Origin of the sequence: Croceitalea vernalis (genome assembly GCF_031846405.1) — a bacterium.
GTDB lineage: Bacteria > Bacteroidota > Bacteroidia > Flavobacteriales > Flavobacteriaceae > Croceitalea > Croceitalea vernalis.
Window position 1 is genome coordinate 198,020 of the sequence record NZ_JAVRHU010000002.1, and the last position, 16,297, is coordinate 214,316.

A 16,297-nucleotide genomic window follows, 5' to 3' on the forward strand; every position below is an offset into this window, starting at 1 on the left:
ATTATTGTTTTGCCCTATCATTAATTTCTTTTGTAACCTCTTCGAGCAATTCTTTTAATTCTTTTTCATGTCGTTCCTTGATTTTATTTTCAATTAGGCGTTCAAGACGAATTTGTTCCGTTTGTGGTAACTCCCCAGTCTCAATAATACTTCTGTCAGGTTTCAGCATTTCTCCTTCACCAGTTATAAGCCAAATAAGATTAAGTTGAGGATAAATCCTCATAATCTCCTCAATAACATCACTGCCAATAGAGGCACTATTTTTTTTCATTCTAAGAGTGTAGCCGTTGCTAGCACCTATGGACAAGTCAAATTGTCTAGCACTCAATCCTATATGCTTAATGAATACCATTAAGCGATCTACAGTTTTAAACATATCAACATAATTCGGTTTAGGCTAGTGCTGCAAATATACTATTTTCTATACAAATAATTATCAATCTCGCATAAATTTCAAATAAATAGAAAATAATAGTTAATAATATAGAAAAAAATCTATATTTGATTTAAAATTAAGTTAATGAAGAAAATTTTCCCGAAGGAAATAATTGAGCATACAACGCAGTACTTTATTCCAAAGAACTCTGTAAAAAGTAAAGCTATATATAGTTTGATTTTGATATTAGTAATCGGTGGATTTTTAAGTATGCCATTTATTCAAATACCTATTTACTCTTCTGCAAGGGGTTTTGTCAAGCCCAATATTGAAAGGTTGTCAATAACTAGTATTAACCCAGGCAAAGTAATTTTCTCCAATATGCAAAACAATAGAATGGTCTTACAAGGCGATACACTAATTCTGCTTGAAACTGCTGTTCTTGATAAAAGAATTGAGTTGAATGAAGTCAAGATTAAAATAGTACAAAATGAAATTAATGATTTGGAGTATCTAATTTCAAATAAAAACCTAAAAATAAAAACCCTTAAAACACCAAAATATCAAAAACAACTTATAGAATACCAGTCAACTTTGACAGAACACTATACCAGGATAAAAAAACTCAAGGAAGATTTTAAAAGGAATAGAAAACTCTTAAACAAAGGAGTAATCGCCCAAGTTGAATTTGATGAAATCAAACTTAAATATGATTTGGCCGAAAATTCACTTTATCAATTAATGAAAAGACAGGTTAGTATTTGGCAAACTAGTTTGTCAGAGTCTATTAATCTACTTTCCGAACTGAATAGTAATACAGAACAAGTGCTAGGTGACAAAAAAAGTTATGTATTAAAAGCTCCAATTAAAGGTGTGCTTATCAATACACAAAGTTTGCATAAGGGTGGTTTTGTTAACGCAGGAGTAGTACTTGGTGAAATTACCCCTGATACTGAATTAATTGCAGAATGCTATGTATCCACAAGTGACATTGGTTTAATAGATAAAAACAAAGAGGTAAAATTTCAGATTGATGCTTTCAATTATAACCAATGGGGTTTTGCTTATGGTGAGATAACCAAGATTGCAGATGATGTTGAAATCATTGAAAATCGACCGGTTTATAAGATTCAATGCAAATTGAAAACGAAAACTTTAAATCTTAAAAATGGATATAAAGGCGAAATAGGTAAAGGTATGACGCTGAATGCTAGATTTCAACTAGCTGAACGCACACTCTACCAACTACTTTATGATAAAATGGATGATTGGTTAAACCCATCAGGAGGTAACGTATTAGCATATAATAAATAAGATGGCAAAAAAAACAATAAAACAACATGATATTACAGACTGTGGAGCGGCTTGTTTGGCGTCCATATCAGCTCATTTCAAGTTAAAGTTTCCAATTGCCAGAATTAGACAATACGCAGGTACAGATAAAAAAGGGACTAATGTTTTTGGACTGATAAAAGCGGCAGAGAAATTGGGTTTTGACGCGAAGGGGGTGCGAGGTGATTTTGAAAGTTTGTTCAAAATTCCAAAGCCTGCAATTGCACATGTAATTGTTAACGAAAAACTGCATCATTATGTTGTTATTTATGGAGTGACCAAAAACCACGTTCTTGTAATGGATCCTGGTAAGGGAAAAATGGAAAAACGCACCCATGAAGAATTTAAGAAGGAATGGACGGGTGTTTTGGTATTATTAGTGCCAAATCAAGAATTTAAAGTTGGTAACGAGAAAGTATCCAATTTTAAGCGCTTTTGGTTTTTACTAAAACCTCATAAAACCGTATTAGTACAGGCTTTTATTGGGGCCGTTATTTATACATTATTAGGGTTTTCAACCTCAATATATATTCAAAAACTGACGGACTATGTATTGGTTGACGGCAATACCAAGTTGTTAAATTTGTTAAGTCTTATAATGATTGCTCTATTAATTGGTAAGGTAATGATTGGTCTTTTTAAAGATGTTTTTTTAATCAAGACCGGACAACAGATTGATGCCAGATTGATACTTGGCTATTATAAGCATCTGCTAAAATTACCACAGCAATTTTTTGATACCATGCGTGTAGGTGAGATAATCTCTAGAATAAGTGATGCAGTAAAAATTAGAAATTTTATAAATGGCGTGGCTTTATCATTGACCGTAAACATTTTAATTGTAGCCTTTTCGTTTGGATTAATGTTTACCTACTACTGGAAACTTGCCCTAATTATGACTATTATAATTCCTATTTATCTAACGATTTATTGGGTGGTAAACCGACTGAATAAAAAGGTAGAACGGAGGGTAATGGAAGATGCTGCCGATTTAGAAAGTCAATTAGTGGAATCTTTAAATTCAGTAGGTACCATAAAAAGATTTGGTTTAGAGGGATTTTCTAACGTAAAAACAGAAACTAGATTTATTAAACTACTCAATACGGGCTATAAATCAGCGCTTAATTCTATTTTTTCAGGCACTTCTTCAAACACCATTTCTCAAATATTTATTATTGTTTTGCTTTGGGTAGGTTCTGGTTTTGTTATTGATAAAGAAATTACACCAGGCGAATTACTTTCTTTTTACGCTATAATCGGTTATTTCACTGGACCATTAGTAAGTCTTATTGGGGGGAATAAAGAAATTCAAAATGCCTTAATCGCCGCTGACCGACTTTTTGAGATTTTAGATTTGGAACAAGAAGAAACTGGTGAGAAATTGGAATTGACAAGCGAAAAAATCGGTGATATAAAATTTGAAAAAGTAAATTTCAGTTATGGTACTAGAGTTGAGGTTTTTAAAGAATTTAATCTTGAAATAAAGAAGGGGGAGATAACAGCTTTTGTAGGTGAAAGCGGTTCTGGTAAATCTACATTGGTCTCATTGCTTCAAAACATATATCCCATTAACAATGGAAGCATCAAAATTGGGAAAACAGACCTGCAATATATTGACAATGAAAGTTTAAGAAAGTTAGTTGCGGTCGTTCCTCAAAAAATAGACCTATTTGCGGGTAATGTGATTGAAAATATTGCGGTTGGTGAATTGGAACCTGATATGGAATTTCTAATAGAAATTTGTACAAATATTGGCATACTTGATTTCATAGAAAGCCTACCTAATGGTTTTGCGACATATTTAGGTGAAAATGGCGCAGCTCTTTCTGGAGGGCAAAAACAACGTATTGCCATTGCCAGGGCGCTTTACAAAAGGCCCGAGATTTTGGTGCTGGACGAGGCCACATCTTCTTTGGATAGCGGTTCAGAAAGCTTTGTTCAAAAGGTGGTGAATCAATTAAGGGAAAAGAACAAGACCATAATTATAATTGCCCACAGATTAAGCACCGTAGTAAATGCGGACACGATTATAGTATTAGAAAAAGGAGAGGTGGTCGAGCAAGGCTCTCATGAATTACTTTATGAAAAAAAGGGAATGTACTACCAATTATGGCGGCAGCAGTTGCCAAGACTTACTTTTAAATTAAAATCAGCGGGTTAATAAAATACTTCATATATGAAACAATTGACAAAACAAATAGCATTATTAGAACGTATGGATCAGCTGGTTAGGTTAAAAGCTACTGGTAGACCAAAACAATTGGCAGAACGGTTGGAAGTTTCTGAAGCGACTGTTTTTAGAATGATCGAGACAATGAAAGAGTTAAATGCACCTATTTATTACGATTTGGCAAGACAGAGCTATTCATATTCGGAACCAACGGCATTCAAGTGCGGCTTTTTTCTCAAAAGCTTGGATGAACAGGCGCAACGTAATTTAACGGGCGGCATTGGTTTTGAAAATATTAAAAGATTATTGAAATTTTAACATTTTTAAATAGCTGCTCTCAAAAAATGAGAGTGCTGTTGGGCATCTTTACTATGTAATCAAAACAGCGCGCAACAGAATTTCTGGTTTTGGTTCAAAAGATAACATATTAATTTAAACAAAAATCAATGGAATTAAAAGAATTAAACAAGAAAGAAATAGCAGAAACTAATGGTGGAGGACTAATACCATTATTTATTGGGGCCGTTATTTTTGGCTATAAAATGGAGGCTATGAAAAATGGAAACAAATGGTACGAGATGCCATTTTAATTTAAAATTTAAATTTATTATAATGAAAAACGTTAAATTAGTAGAATTAAAATTAGATGAAAAATTAAATACCGCTGGCGGTGTTGATCCTGTGACTGCAATCGGAGTAGTCTTCGGACTTGCTGCTACTTTCATCAAAGGGGGATATGATTTGGGAGGTGAATTATATAGAGCAACTCATAAATAATCTAAAATGAAAAATTCAATTAAAACAATCAAAAAAAAATACCTTTTATACCTAGTTTTGTACTCTTTTGTATTATACTTAATTATAAAATATGGAATTTCCTTAGGGAAAGATATTTTTATTGTCTTTAATTGATTTAAGTAATATTCATTAATTCCAGCACTTTATATTATAAAAGTGCTGGATTTTTTAAATAAATCGTATTTATCAATTAAAAACCATTTTAGAACAGAATTTATTTTGCCTCCAAAACTACAAAAGGTATAATCATTTCTTCTAATGAAATACCGCCATGTTGATAGGTGTTACGGTAATAACTCACATAATGATTGTAATTGTTGGGGTAGGCGAAGAATAAGTCGTTCTTAGCAAAAATATAGGAGCTGCTTACATTAATATTAGGCAAATGAATTTGTTTTGGGTCTTTAGCAGCCAAAACTTCTTTTTCTTGATACGTGAGGCTGCGACCTGTTTTGTACCTTAAATTCAAACTAGTTTCGCGGTCCCCAATTACTTTAGATGCCTGTTTTACATTAATGGTCCCGTGGTCTGTTGTAATAATTAGTTTTTTACCCATCTGTTGGGCTTGCTGAATAATATCCAATAAAGGTGAATTTTTAAACCAGCTTAATGTTAAAGATCGATACGCTTTGTCATTACTTGCCAGTTCTTTAATAACCTCCATTTCTGTTTTAGAATGTGAGAGCATATCCACAAAATTATATACAATAACAGTGAGGTCATTATCCTTTTGAGAACCAAAGTTTTGAACTAGCTGTTTACCTTGTTTTAAACTGCTAATCTTGTGATAATCCCATTTTAAATCAAGGTTCAGTCTCTTAAGCTGTGCTTCTAAAAAGTTGGCCTCAAATAAATTTTTACCACCTTCATCGGTATCGTTTTTCCACCAATTAGGATGTTGTTTCTCCATTTGTAATGGAGTCAGCCCTGAAAAAATTGAATTTCTCGCATATTGGGTTGCTGTTGGTAAAATGCTGAAGTAGTGAGACTCTTTTTTTTTCTTGTACGAATTGGTGACCACATCTTCAAAGGCAAGCCACTGATCGTATCTTAAATTATCTACAACAACGAGTAACGTGGAATTGTCTTTTAACTCGGGCACTACCCATTTTTTGAAAAGATTATGAGAAAGTACCGGAGCATCATCATCTTCAAACCAATCCGGGTAATTTTTATCTACAAATTTGCTAAACTGATTATTGGCTTCTGTTTTTTGTGACTCCAATATTTCAAACATACTTGAATCTTCAATCTCTTCAAGTTGTAGTTCCCAATAGATTAAGTTCTTGTATAAGTCTGCCCAACCTTCATGGCTATTGACCATTGACAATTCCATTGCTATTTTGCGAAACTCTTGCTGATAGTTAGCAGTAGTTCGTTCCGATACTAAGCGTGAGTTATCTAGACTCTTTTTAAGTGATAGTAAGATTTGATTTGGATTCACTGGCTTAATTAGGTAATCGGCAATTTTGCTGCCAATAGCCTCATCCATAATATATTCCTCTTCACTTTTAGTAATCATTACTACTGGTAGTGTAGGGTCTATTTTTTTTAATTCACTTAGTGTTTCTAATCCTGAAAGACCAGGCATGTTCTCATCTAAAAAAACAATATCAAAACTACCTACCGCCAATTCATCTAAGGCATCTTGACCACTAGGCGAAGTGGTTACTTGATAACCTTTATTTTGTAAAAAAAGAATGTGAGGTTTTAATAGGTCAATTTCATCATCGACCCAAAGAATTGTTATAGTGTTCATATAGTTTATCTTTGTTCTTCTAAATTTCCATCGGACTTGGCGCAGCGCAACAAGCTTAAAATATTTAACGATCCAATCTACGGTTTTATTGGCACTCCCAATGAACTTATTTTTAACCTTATAGCAGACCCTTATTTTCAACGACTTAGAAGAATTTCGCAAATGGGTCTTTCTTTTTTAGTGTACCCAGGTGCTCATCATACTCGTTTTCATCATGCTTTGGGTAGCATGCATTTAATGGTACAAGCCATTCGAGTTTTAAAATTTAAAAAAGTACTGCTAACTGAAGATGAAGAGAATGGATTACTTGTGGCAATCTTACTTCATGATATAGGTCATGGCCCTTTTTCTCACGCTTTGGAATATAATTTAGTTGGCGGAATTGACCATGAAACCATATCTCTGCGGTTTATGGAGCAACTGAATAGAAAATATGAAGGGGCACTTTCAACAGCGATAAAAATTTTCAAAGGTGAACATCCTAGGAAGTTCTTAAACCAACTGGTTTCTAGTCAACTTGATATGGATAGATTAGACTACTTGAAGCGTGATAGCTTTTATACTGGTGTAACCGAAGGGAATATAAGTTCAGAGCGAATGATTACTATGTTGAATGTTTTTGAGGGTGAACTTGTTGTTGAAGAAAAAGGGATATATTCAGTAGAAAAGTTTTTGATGGCTCGCAGATTCATGTATTGGCAGGTTTATTTGCACAAAACTGGTTTAGTAGCGGAACAACTTTTGATTAAGCTAATGAATAGAGCAAGGCTTTTGGTTCAAGACGGTAGTGTTTTAGAATGCTCTAATGCACTTGTTTATTTTTTAAAACGAAACGAGAACGAAAGTTTTGATGATAACACTTTGACTCAGTTTTCTATGTTAGATGATGTTGATGTGCTTTCAGCTTTAAAGTCATGGCAATTTCATTCGGATTTTATTCTCTCTAAAATCAGTTCCATGTTGTTGGATAGAAACCTCTTAGAGATTAAAATTAAAAATAAAGCAATAGACCCTGAACGAGTAGCTGAAAAACGGTCATGGGTTAAAACCAATTATGGTTTACAAGATGCGGAGTTAGATTATTTCGTCTTTTCTGGTGAAATAAGCAATATGGCGTATAATGAAAAGCGGCAGAATATTAATATTTTAAGAAAAAATGAAAAATTGACAGATGTTGCAAAAGCATCTGACCATCTTAGTTTGAAGGCTTTGTCGAAGAAAGTTACTAAATACTATGTTTGCTATCCTAAGGAAAGCGTTTGACAAATTTTCTTACTTTTGCCAAAATGAAATTTACAGCCACCCAAATTGCAGGTATTCTAGAAGGAGAGGTTGAGGGTAATCCTCAAACAGCCGTTCACAAGCTTGCTAAAATTGAAGAGGGTGAAAAAGGTTCTTTAACCTTTTTAGCAAATCCTAAATATACTTCTTACATATATACTACAAAGGCTTCAATAACTATCGTTAATAAAGACTTTGTTCCTGAACAAGAGATTACCACAACACTAATAAAAGTAGAAGATGCTTATAAATCATTTTCTAAATTATTAGAGTATTACAACCAGGTAAAAAATAATAAAGTTGGTATTGAAAGTCCATCTTTTGTTTCTAAATCAGCAACTTACGGAGATGGTTTTTATTTAGGAGCCTTTTCGTACTTGGGTGAGAATGTACAATTGGGTGCTAACGTTAAAGTTTATCCAAATGTCTACATTGGCGATAATGTTACAATTGGAGATGACGTTTTAGTTTTTGCAGGTGCTAAAATTTATTCGGAGTCAATCATTGGTAATGGTTGTGTTATACATAGCGGGGCTATTATTGGTGCAGATGGATTTGGATTTACACCAAATGAAAAGGGAGAGTATAGCAAAGTTCCACAAACTGGGAATGTGATTTTAGAAGACAATGTTGATATTGGAGCAGGCACTACTATTGATAGGGCTACTTTAGGTTCAACAGTCTTAAGAAAAGGAGTAAAATTAGACAATCAAATACAAATTGCTCATAATGTTGAAATTGGTGAGCATACCGCAATTGCTGCGCAAACAGGCGTAGCGGGTTCTACAAAAATTGGTAAGAATTGTTTAATTGGTGGACAAGTTGGTATTGTTGGTCATATTACAATAGGGGATAGGGTTAGAATTCAAGCTCAATCTGGTATTGGTCGTAATGTTAAAGATGATGAGGTTTTACAAGGCTCTCCAGCATTGAACTATGGTGATTACAATAAGTCTTATGTTCACTTTAAAAATTTACCGAAAATTGTTAACCGAATTTCTGATTTAGAAAAGAAAATTGACAGTGAAGACAGAAAATAAACAACGCACAATTGCAAAGGAAGTTACTTTAAAAGGAGTTGGACTTCATACAGGTGAAAATGTCACTATGACTTTTACACCGGCACCTGAAAATCATGGTTATGCTTTCAAAAGAGTTGATTTAGAAGGGGAACCTATCATTGAAGCAGATGCTAACTACGTGGTGAATACGCAACGTGGAACTAATTTGGAAAAGAACGGGGTTAAAATTCAAACTTCAGAACATGTTCTTGCTGCATTAGTTGGTTTAGATATTGATAATGTTTTAATCCAATTGGATGCTCCTGAACCACCGATTATGGATGGTTCTTCCAAATTTTTTGTTGAAGCTTTAGAAAATGCTGGCATCGTTGAACAAGAACAGGTACGCGAAATATACGTTGTAAAGAATGTTATTTCTTATAAAGATGAAGCTACTGGCAGCGAAATAACAATCATACCTTCAGACGAATACCAAATTACAACTATGGTAGATTTTGGGACCAAAGTTTTAGGTACTCAAAACGCTACTTTAGACCACATTTCTGATTTTAAAACTGAAATTTCAAACGCACGTACCTTTAGTTTTTTACATGAATTAGAAATGTTATTGGAACATGGCTTAATCAAAGGAGGTGATTTAAATAATGCTATTGTATATGTAGATAAAGAGATTTCTGAGTCTACCATGAAAAAATTGGAGAAAGCATTTGATAAAAAGAAGCTATCTGTAAAGCCTAATGGAATTTTAGATAATTTAACCTTGCATCAACCCAATGAGGCGGCAAGGCATAAGTTACTTGACGTTATAGGAGATTTGGCGCTTGCAGGTACTCGTATACAAGGTAAAGTAATCGCTAACAAACCTGGTCATTTTGTAAATACACAGTTTGCTAAAAAACTTCAAAAAATTGTAAAGCAAGAAAAACGTAATTATGTTCCGGAGGTTGATTTGCACGCAAAGCCACTTAAGGATATAACTGCCATTATGGAGATGTTACCGCATAGGCCTCCATTTTTATTGGTTGATAAAATTTTAGAGCTTTCTGATCAGCACGTCATAGGCATGAAAAATGTCACTATGAATGAGCCATTTTTCGTAGGTCATTTCCCTGGGGCACCCGTAATGCCTGGTGTTTTGCAATTAGAAGCAATGGCACAAACCGGTGGAATTTTAGTCTTAAGTACTGTTCCAGACCCTGAAAACTATTTGACTTATCTTTTAAAGATTGATAATGTTAGATATAAACAACAAGTGGTACCTGGTGATACACTAATATTCAAGTTAGACTTAATATCTCCAATCAGACGAGGACTATGTCAAATGCAGGCCAGGGCTTATGCCAACGGAAAATTAGTTTCTGAAGCAGAAATTATGGCTCAAATTGTTAAAGTAAAAGGAAACTAAAATGAATCAACCTCTTGCATATGTTCATCCCGGTGCGAAAATCGCTAAAAACGTAGTGATTGAACCATTTACGACAATTCATAATAATGTCACTATTGGCGAAGGAACATGGATTGGTTCAAATGTCACCATCATGGAAGGGGCACGAATAGGTAAAAATTGTAATATTTTTCCAGGCGCTGTTATTTCAGCTCCTCCTCAAGATTTAAAATATCAAGGTGAAGACACTACCGTTCAGATTGGTAATAATACCACGATACGGGAATGCGCTACAATCAATAAGGGTACTGCTGATAGAATGAAAACAGTTATAGGAGATAATTGTTTGATTATGGCTTATTGCCATATTGCACACGATTGTTTTGTAAGTGATGGTTGTATTTTTAGTAATGATTCTACCTTGGCAGGACATGTAACTATTGGAGAAAATGTTGTTTTAGCTGGCATGGTTGCTGTGCATCAATTTGTTTCTATTGGCAAACATGCCTTTGTAACAGGCGGTTCACTTGTTAGAAAAGATGTACCTCCTTTTGTAAAAGCGGCTAGAGAGCCACTTTCATATGTAGGTATTAATTCGATAGGATTAAGACGGAGAGGTTTTCAATCAGATAAAATTCGTGAGATTCAAAATATTTATAGAATCTTGTATCAAAGAAATTATAACAACTCGCAGGCAGCATCAATTATTGAGGCTGAAATGGAGGCAACGCCAGAGCGAGATGAAATTTTACAATTTATTAGAGATTCCCAAAGAGGGATAATGAAAGGATATTTTAGTTCAAATTAATTATGGCAAGTACTTCAGATATTAGAAAGGGATTATGCATTAAGTATAATCATGATATTTTTAAAATTATAGAGTTTCTACATGTAAAGCCCGGTAAAGGACCAGCTTTTGTAAGAACTAAATTAAAAAGTGTAACCACAGGTAAGGTGATTGATAATACTTTTTCCGCTGGGCATAAAATTGACGATGTAAGAGTTGAAACAAGATCTTATCAATATTTATATCCAGAAGGTGACACCTTTCATTTTATGAATACTGATGACTACAATCAAATAACTTTACAGAAAGAGACATTAGATGCTCCTGATTTGTTAAAAGAAGGAGAAGTAGTGAGAATTCTTTTTAATACGGAAGATAGTATGCCACTTTCTGTAGAAATGCCAGCTAGTGTTATACTTGAAGTAACACATTCAGAGCCAGGTGTTAAAGGAAATACGGCTACAAATGCTACGAAACCAGCCACGGTAGAAACCGGAGCAAGAATCAATGTACCTCTTTTTATCAATGAGGGAGATAAAATTAAGATTGATACTGAAAAAGGAGCATATTTAGAAAGAGTTAAGGAGTAAATACTCAATGAAGTTTCCTAAAACCTATGCATTAAAAGAAATTGCCGATTTAATCTCTGCCAAGTTTGTGGGGGAATCTGACTTTCCGGTTTTTGGTATGAATGAAATTCATATGGTTGAACCTGGTGATATTGTATTCGTAGACCATCCCAAGTACTATGATAAAGCATTAAATTCAGCTGCCACTATAGTTCTAATTAATAAAGAAGTGGATTGCCCTGATGGTAAAGCTCTTTTAATTTCCGATGACCCTTTCAGAGATTTTAACAAGCTCACAAAACATTTCAAGCCCTTTAGTGGTTCAGGTTCGTCAATTTCTCCAACAGCAAAAATTGGTAATGGGACAATAATTCAACCCAACGCTTTTATTGGAAACAATGTCGTAATTGGTGATAACTGTGTTATACATGCCAACGTTTCAATATACGATGATTGTGTAATTGGTAATAATGTAGTTATTCATGCAGGTACTATTTTAGGTGCTGATGCTTTTTATTATAAGAAGCGTCCAGAAGGATATGATAAGTTGATTTCAGGTGGTAGAGTAGTTATTGAAGATAGTGTTGATATCGGTGCAAGTTGCACAATTGATAGAGGAGTGACTGGTGATACAACCATTGGCGAGGGCACAAAACTTGATAATCAAATTCAAATTGGCCATGACACTGTTTTAGGAAAAAAATGCTTAATTGCTTCTCATACAGGTATCGCTGGTTGTGTAGTGGTAGAAGATGAGGTTACTTTATGGGGTCAAGTGGGTGTAATAAGTGGTATTACTATTGGTAAAGGGGCTGTGGTTTATGCACAATCAGGAGTGGCGAATTCACTTGAAGGTGGTAAGACATATTTTGGTAGTCCTGCGGTTGAGGCCCGTCATAAAATGCGGGAGTTAGCAACAATTAAGAATATGCCATCCATTTTAAAAAAATTAGAAAAGAAATAGACGGTAGTTTGTTTTACAATTGAAACTCAAACTGCTATTTTTGCAAGCGTTAATAAAGAGATAATTATGAGTGTTTTAGTAAATAAAGATTCTAAAATAATAGTTCAAGGGTTTACGGGTAGTGAAGGTACTTTTCACGCCGAACAAATGATTGAGTACGGTACCAATATCGTTGGTGGTGTAACACCTGGTAAAGGCGGTCAACAACATCTTGATAGGCCAGTTTTTAATACAGTTGCAGAAGCTGTTGAAAAAGTCGGAGCTGATACCTCAATTATTTTTGTTCCGCCTGCTTTTGCCGCAGATGCTATTATGGAGTCAGCTAACGCAGGAATAAAAGTTATCATAACAATTACTGAGGGTATTCCTGTTGCCGATATGGTAAAGGCGAATAACTATATAAAAAATATGAATTGTACTCTTGTGGGCCCTAATTGTCCTGGAGTAATTACTCCTGGTGAGGCTAAAGTAGGAATCATGCCTGGTTTTGTATTTAAACAAGGAAATGTTGGTATCGTTTCAAAATCAGGAACATTAACCTATGAAGCAGCTGACCAAGTAGTCCGACAAGGATTAGGTATTACAACTGCAATTGGTATTGGTGGAGATCCAATTATTGGAACCACAACCAAACAAGCAGTTGAAATGCTTATAAATGACCCAGATACCGAATGTGTTGTAATGATTGGGGAAATCGGCGGTCAATTAGAAGCTGATGCAGCAAATTGGTATAAAGAGAGTGGAAGCAAAAAGCCAATTGTTGGTTTTATTGCTGGAGAAACTGCACCTGCCGGAAGAACTATGGGTCATGCTGGAGCTATTGTCGGAGGAAGTGATGATACTGCTCAAGCTAAGAAAAGAATAATGTCAGAATGTGGAATCCATGTTGTGGATTCACCAGCTGAGATTGGCTTGAAAGTCAAAGAAATGATGGCATAAGATTCCGTTAAAACTATTATAAATCCCGAATTTTTCGGGATTTTTTATGTCTTTAAAAAATAGCAACACTTATATTTGGATAACCACCAACAAATTTTCATTATGAATTTATTACAAGATAAGAACGTGATTATTACTGGCGCAAGCCGAGGAATAGGAATGGGAATAGCTAAAGTTTTTGCACAAAATGGTGCCAATGTAGCATTCACTTATAGTTCAAGTGAAGCGCCAGCACTAGCATTAGAAAAAGAACTTACTGCTTTAGGGGTAAAAGCAAAGGCTTATAAAAGTAACGCTGCAAGTTTTGAAGCAGCCGAAGAACTTGTAAAGGTTGTTCTTGAAGATTTTGAAGGAATAGATGTTTTAATTAATAATGCAGGTATTACAAAAGATAATCTATTAATGAGAATGGGTGAGGATGACTTTGATTCTGTAATCGAAATTAATCTAAAGTCTGTTTTTAATATGACTAAAGCTGTGCAACGTACTTTTCTTAAACAACGCAAAGGTTCTATTATCAATATGAGTAGCGTTGTTGGTGTTAAGGGTAATGCTGGTCAAACCAATTATGCAGCTTCAAAAGCAGGAATGATAGGTTTCACTAAATCAGTAGCATTGGAACTAGGTTCAAGAAACATTAGATGTAATGCTATTGCCCCAGGTTTTATTGAAACAGAAATGACGGATAAACTAGATGAAAAAACTGTGCAAGGATGGCGTGATGGTATTCCATTAAAACGCGGAGGTAGCCCTGAGGATGTCGCTAATGCTTGTTTGTTTTTAGCTTCTGATTTATCAGCATACATAACAGGTCAAGTTTTAAATGTTGATGGCGGGATGCTGACATAACATTACAACAAGTCAAATGATTTTTTCATGCAAATAACGACGGTAGTATTTCTCTTTTTAGCGGCCTTAGTTTCTTTAGTATTTGCGTGGTTTCAATACTTTTTTAAAAAGAAAAGAAATTCAACAAATCTGCTTCTAGGTTCTTTGCGATTTTTGATGGTTTTTGCCTTACTAGTGCTTCTAATTAACCCAAAATTTGTAAAAAACAGTTTTTATATTGAAAAAGCGGATTTAATTATAGCTATTGATAATTCTACATCAATAAATTCCTTTAATGCTGGACCAATAGTCGAAAGTAGTTTAAATAATATCATAGAAAATAAATCAATTTTAGAACGATTTAATGTTTTTGCTTATTCCTTTGGTGAAAAATTGAATGAAATAGATAGTCTTACTTTTAAAGAGCCCGTAACCAATATTGCTAAAGCACTTTCAACCTTAAATGAAGTTAGTGATCAAAATGATAGGGCCTTAATCCTATTAACGGATGGTAATCAGACTCTAGGTTCCGATTATGAATTTCAAAACTTAAAAAATCAACTTAATATTTACCCAATTGTACTGGGTGATACCACAGCTTATGAAGATATTCGAATAGGGCAAATAAACTATAATAATTATGCCTTTTTAGGTAATAAGTATCCCATTGAAATGAATATTAGTTATGAAGGAAAAAAAGCCATTCAGACTAAGGCTAAGATTTTAGTCAATAATCAAGAAGTTTATCGTAATACAGTATCATTCAATGCTACCAATAATAATATCACCCTACGAACTCTAATTGATGCTAAAAAAGTAGGAGTTAAAAATCTTCGAGTTCAAATTGAATCCCTAGAAAACGAAAAAAACACTGCTAACAATTTCAAGAATGTGGTAGTTGAAGTTATTGATGAAAAAACAAACATCGCTATTATTTCATCAATAAAGCACCCAGATATTGGAGTCTTAAAAAAGGCAATTGAGGCCAATGAACAAAGGGCTGTCACTATTGTTGAACCAAAAATATCGGAAATAGACTTAGATGACACCGATTTATTTATATTATATCAGCCGAATAGAAATTTTCAATCGGTATATGATTTTATTAAAAGGAAAGGTGGAAGTATTTTTACCATTACCGGACCAAAGACTGACTGGCGGTTTCTGAATAATGTTCAAAATAATTTTTCAAAAGAAATATTCAATCAGAACGAAGATATTGTTCCTTCTAAAAATGAAGCTTTTGGTTTATTTGACCTTGGAAGTATATCCTTTGATGATTATCCTCCTTTAAAATCAACATTAGGAGAAATTACGCTAGCTAAAACCTATGAAGCCATTAGTTTTCAAAAAATAAAGGGAGTTGTGTTAAACCAGCCTTTGTTTCTTGTAATAAATGATGACAAAGCCAAGGAGGCTATTCTTTTCGGTGAAGGTCTCTGGAAATGGCGAGTTCAATCGTACAGGGCTAATTCTAATTTTGATGCTTTCGATAATTTTATTGGTAAGCTTATGTTTTATTTATCTGATTCTAAACAAAAGAGTAGGCTAGAGTTGGATTATGAAAGAATTTACGATGGTATTGCAAGTACTGTTCTAAAAGCTAAGTATTTTGATGAGACCTATTATTTTGATTCCGGTGCAAGTCTTGAGTTAAAGCTTAGTAAATCAAATAGTTCAGAGAATTTTGAAAGACCCTTGTTGCTCAAATCTGGTGAGTATGAAGCTGATTTAAACGATTTAGAGGCAGGAGTGTATAGTTTTGTTGTGACGGTAAATGAAGAAAATATTTCAAAAGAAGGGCGATTTACTATTTTAGATTTTGATTTAGAAAGCCAATTTTCGTCTTCTAATGTTGATAAATTAAAGCGCTTAGCTCAAAGTAATAATGGACAAACCTTTTATCCGGAAGAAACTGATAAACTTATTGAAACTTTGTTGACTAAGGCACAATTTACCCCAACACAAAAAAGCACTAAAAATGTAGTATCTTTAATAGATTTTCGCTGGTTGTTAGCAATTATTGCTATTACCTTAGCCGCGGAATGGTTTATTAGAAAATATAATGGACTTTTATAAAAATTGAAC

General features: G+C 34.1%; 16 protein-coding genes. 14 read left to right on the forward strand and 2 right to left on the reverse strand.

Going from position 1 to position 16,297, the window contains the following annotated elements; genetic code table 11:
* Position 1: 1 nt before the first annotated feature.
* Positions 2-376 carry a hypothetical protein gene (locus RM520_RS07315; RefSeq protein ID WP_311387509.1) on the reverse strand — a complete coding sequence of 125 codons (375 nt, stop codon included), beginning with the start codon at positions 374-376 and terminating at the stop codon, positions 2-4.
* A 144-nt stretch (positions 377-520) separates the two neighbouring features.
* On the opposite strand from RM520_RS07315, the gene RM520_RS07320 reads away from it, so the two are divergent.
* The 5 genes from RM520_RS07320 (at position 521) to RM520_RS07340 (ending at position 4,655) form a co-directional block, all read left to right on the forward strand.
* A complete protein-coding gene (locus tag RM520_RS07320) occupies positions 521-1,690 on the forward strand; it encodes an HlyD family secretion protein (protein ID WP_311387510.1) in 1,170 nt (389 codons plus the stop codon).
* Between the two features lies 1 nt (position 1,691).
* Complete coding sequence (locus RM520_RS07325) at positions 1,692-3,869, forward strand: peptidase domain-containing ABC transporter (RefSeq protein ID WP_311387511.1); 2,178 nt, start codon at positions 1,692-1,694, stop codon at positions 3,867-3,869.
* Positions 3,870-3,884: 15 nt separating this feature from the next.
* Positions 3,885-4,196, forward strand: coding sequence for an HTH domain-containing protein (locus tag RM520_RS07330; RefSeq protein WP_311387512.1), 312 nt, complete (start codon positions 3,885-3,887; stop codon positions 4,194-4,196).
* 128 nt (positions 4,197-4,324) lie between these two features.
* Entirely contained in the window at positions 4,325-4,468 is a 144-nt protein-coding gene (locus RM520_RS07335) for a hypothetical protein (RefSeq protein WP_311387513.1), read from the forward strand.
* Between the two features lie 22 nt (positions 4,469-4,490).
* Positions 4,491-4,655 (forward strand): hypothetical protein, encoded by a 165-nt coding sequence (locus tag RM520_RS07340; protein ID WP_311387514.1) that lies wholly within the window; start codon positions 4,491-4,493, stop codon positions 4,653-4,655.
* Between the two features lie 235 nt (positions 4,656-4,890).
* Here RM520_RS07340 and porX read toward each other — a convergent pair whose 3' ends face one another.
* Entirely contained in the window at positions 4,891-6,435 is a 1,545-nt protein-coding gene (gene porX / locus RM520_RS07345; protein WP_311385071.1) for a T9SS response regulator signal transducer PorX, read from the reverse strand.
* A gap of 36 nt (positions 6,436-6,471) precedes the next feature.
* Between porX and RM520_RS07350 the strand changes: the two genes are divergently transcribed.
* From RM520_RS07350 to RM520_RS07390, 9 genes are all read left to right on the forward strand, one after another.
* Entirely contained in the window at positions 6,472-7,698 is a 1,227-nt protein-coding gene (locus tag RM520_RS07350) for an HD domain-containing protein (protein ID WP_311387515.1), read from the forward strand.
* Between the two features lie 23 nt (positions 7,699-7,721).
* Entirely contained in the window at positions 7,722-8,756 is a 1,035-nt protein-coding gene (gene lpxD / locus RM520_RS07355; RefSeq protein ID WP_311385073.1) for a UDP-3-O-(3-hydroxymyristoyl)glucosamine N-acyltransferase, read from the forward strand.
* Positions 8,740-10,143: a bifunctional UDP-3-O-[3-hydroxymyristoyl] N-acetylglucosamine deacetylase/3-hydroxyacyl-ACP dehydratase gene (locus RM520_RS07360; RefSeq protein WP_311385074.1), complete on the forward strand. Its 1,404-nt coding sequence runs from the start codon at positions 8,740-8,742 to the stop codon at positions 10,141-10,143. Before lpxD ends, RM520_RS07360 begins: the two co-directional genes overlap by 17 nt.
* Before the next feature lies 1 nt (position 10,144).
* Positions 10,145-10,930, forward strand: a complete 786-nt coding sequence (gene lpxA / locus RM520_RS07365) for an acyl-ACP--UDP-N-acetylglucosamine O-acyltransferase (RefSeq protein ID WP_311385075.1) — start codon at positions 10,145-10,147, stop codon at positions 10,928-10,930.
* A 2-nt stretch (positions 10,931-10,932) separates the two neighbouring features.
* Positions 10,933-11,499, forward strand: a complete 567-nt coding sequence (gene efp / locus RM520_RS07370) for an elongation factor P (protein ID WP_311385076.1) — start codon at positions 10,933-10,935, stop codon at positions 11,497-11,499.
* 7 nt (positions 11,500-11,506) lie between these two features.
* Entirely contained in the window at positions 11,507-12,442 is a 936-nt protein-coding gene (locus tag RM520_RS07375) for a UDP-3-O-(3-hydroxymyristoyl)glucosamine N-acyltransferase (RefSeq protein WP_311387516.1), read from the forward strand.
* A gap of 66 nt (positions 12,443-12,508) precedes the next feature.
* Entirely contained in the window at positions 12,509-13,381 is an 873-nt protein-coding gene (gene sucD, locus RM520_RS07380) for a succinate--CoA ligase subunit alpha (protein ID WP_311385078.1), read from the forward strand.
* Between the two features lie 102 nt (positions 13,382-13,483).
* Complete coding sequence (fabG, locus tag RM520_RS07385; RefSeq protein ID WP_311387517.1) at positions 13,484-14,230, forward strand: 3-oxoacyl-[acyl-carrier-protein] reductase; 747 nt, start codon at positions 13,484-13,486, stop codon at positions 14,228-14,230.
* Positions 14,231-14,257: 27 nt separating this feature from the next.
* Positions 14,258-16,288: a vWA domain-containing protein gene (locus RM520_RS07390; RefSeq protein WP_311387518.1), complete on the forward strand. Its 2,031-nt coding sequence runs from the start codon at positions 14,258-14,260 to the stop codon at positions 16,286-16,288.
* Positions 16,289-16,297: the final 9 nt, after the last annotated feature.

Bases quoted from the DNA above. Each gene is read 5' to 3' on its own strand.
- RM520_RS07375 (WP_311387516.1), top strand. From the start codon at position 11,507: ATGAAGTTTCCTAAAACCTATGCATTAAAAGAAATTGCCGATTTAATC.
- lpxD (WP_311385073.1), top strand. From the start codon at position 7,722: ATGAAATTTACAGCCACCCAAATTGCAGGTATTCTAGAAGGAGAGGTT.
- efp (WP_311385076.1), top strand. From the start codon at position 10,933: ATGGCAAGTACTTCAGATATTAGAAAGGGATTATGCATTAAGTATAAT.
- RM520_RS07315 (WP_311387509.1), bottom strand. From the start codon at position 376: ATGTTTAAAACTGTAGATCGCTTAATGGTATTCATTAAGCATATAGGA.
- porX (WP_311385071.1), bottom strand. From the start codon at position 6,435: ATGAACACTATAACAATTCTTTGGGTCGATGATGAAATTGACCTATTA.
- lpxA (WP_311385075.1), top strand. From the start codon at position 10,145: ATGAATCAACCTCTTGCATATGTTCATCCCGGTGCGAAAATCGCTAAA.
- RM520_RS07335 (WP_311387513.1), top strand. From the start codon at position 4,325: ATGGAATTAAAAGAATTAAACAAGAAAGAAATAGCAGAAACTAATGGT.
- RM520_RS07340 (WP_311387514.1), top strand. From the start codon at position 4,491: ATGAAAAACGTTAAATTAGTAGAATTAAAATTAGATGAAAAATTAAAT.
- RM520_RS07325 (WP_311387511.1), top strand. From the start codon at position 1,692: ATGGCAAAAAAAACAATAAAACAACATGATATTACAGACTGTGGAGCG.
- RM520_RS07320 (WP_311387510.1), top strand. From the start codon at position 521: ATGAAGAAAATTTTCCCGAAGGAAATAATTGAGCATACAACGCAGTAC.
- fabG (WP_311387517.1), top strand. From the start codon at position 13,484: ATGAATTTATTACAAGATAAGAACGTGATTATTACTGGCGCAAGCCGA.
- sucD (WP_311385078.1), top strand. From the start codon at position 12,509: ATGAGTGTTTTAGTAAATAAAGATTCTAAAATAATAGTTCAAGGGTTT.
- RM520_RS07330 (WP_311387512.1), top strand. From the start codon at position 3,885: ATGAAACAATTGACAAAACAAATAGCATTATTAGAACGTATGGATCAG.
- RM520_RS07390 (WP_311387518.1), top strand. From the start codon at position 14,258: ATGCAAATAACGACGGTAGTATTTCTCTTTTTAGCGGCCTTAGTTTCT.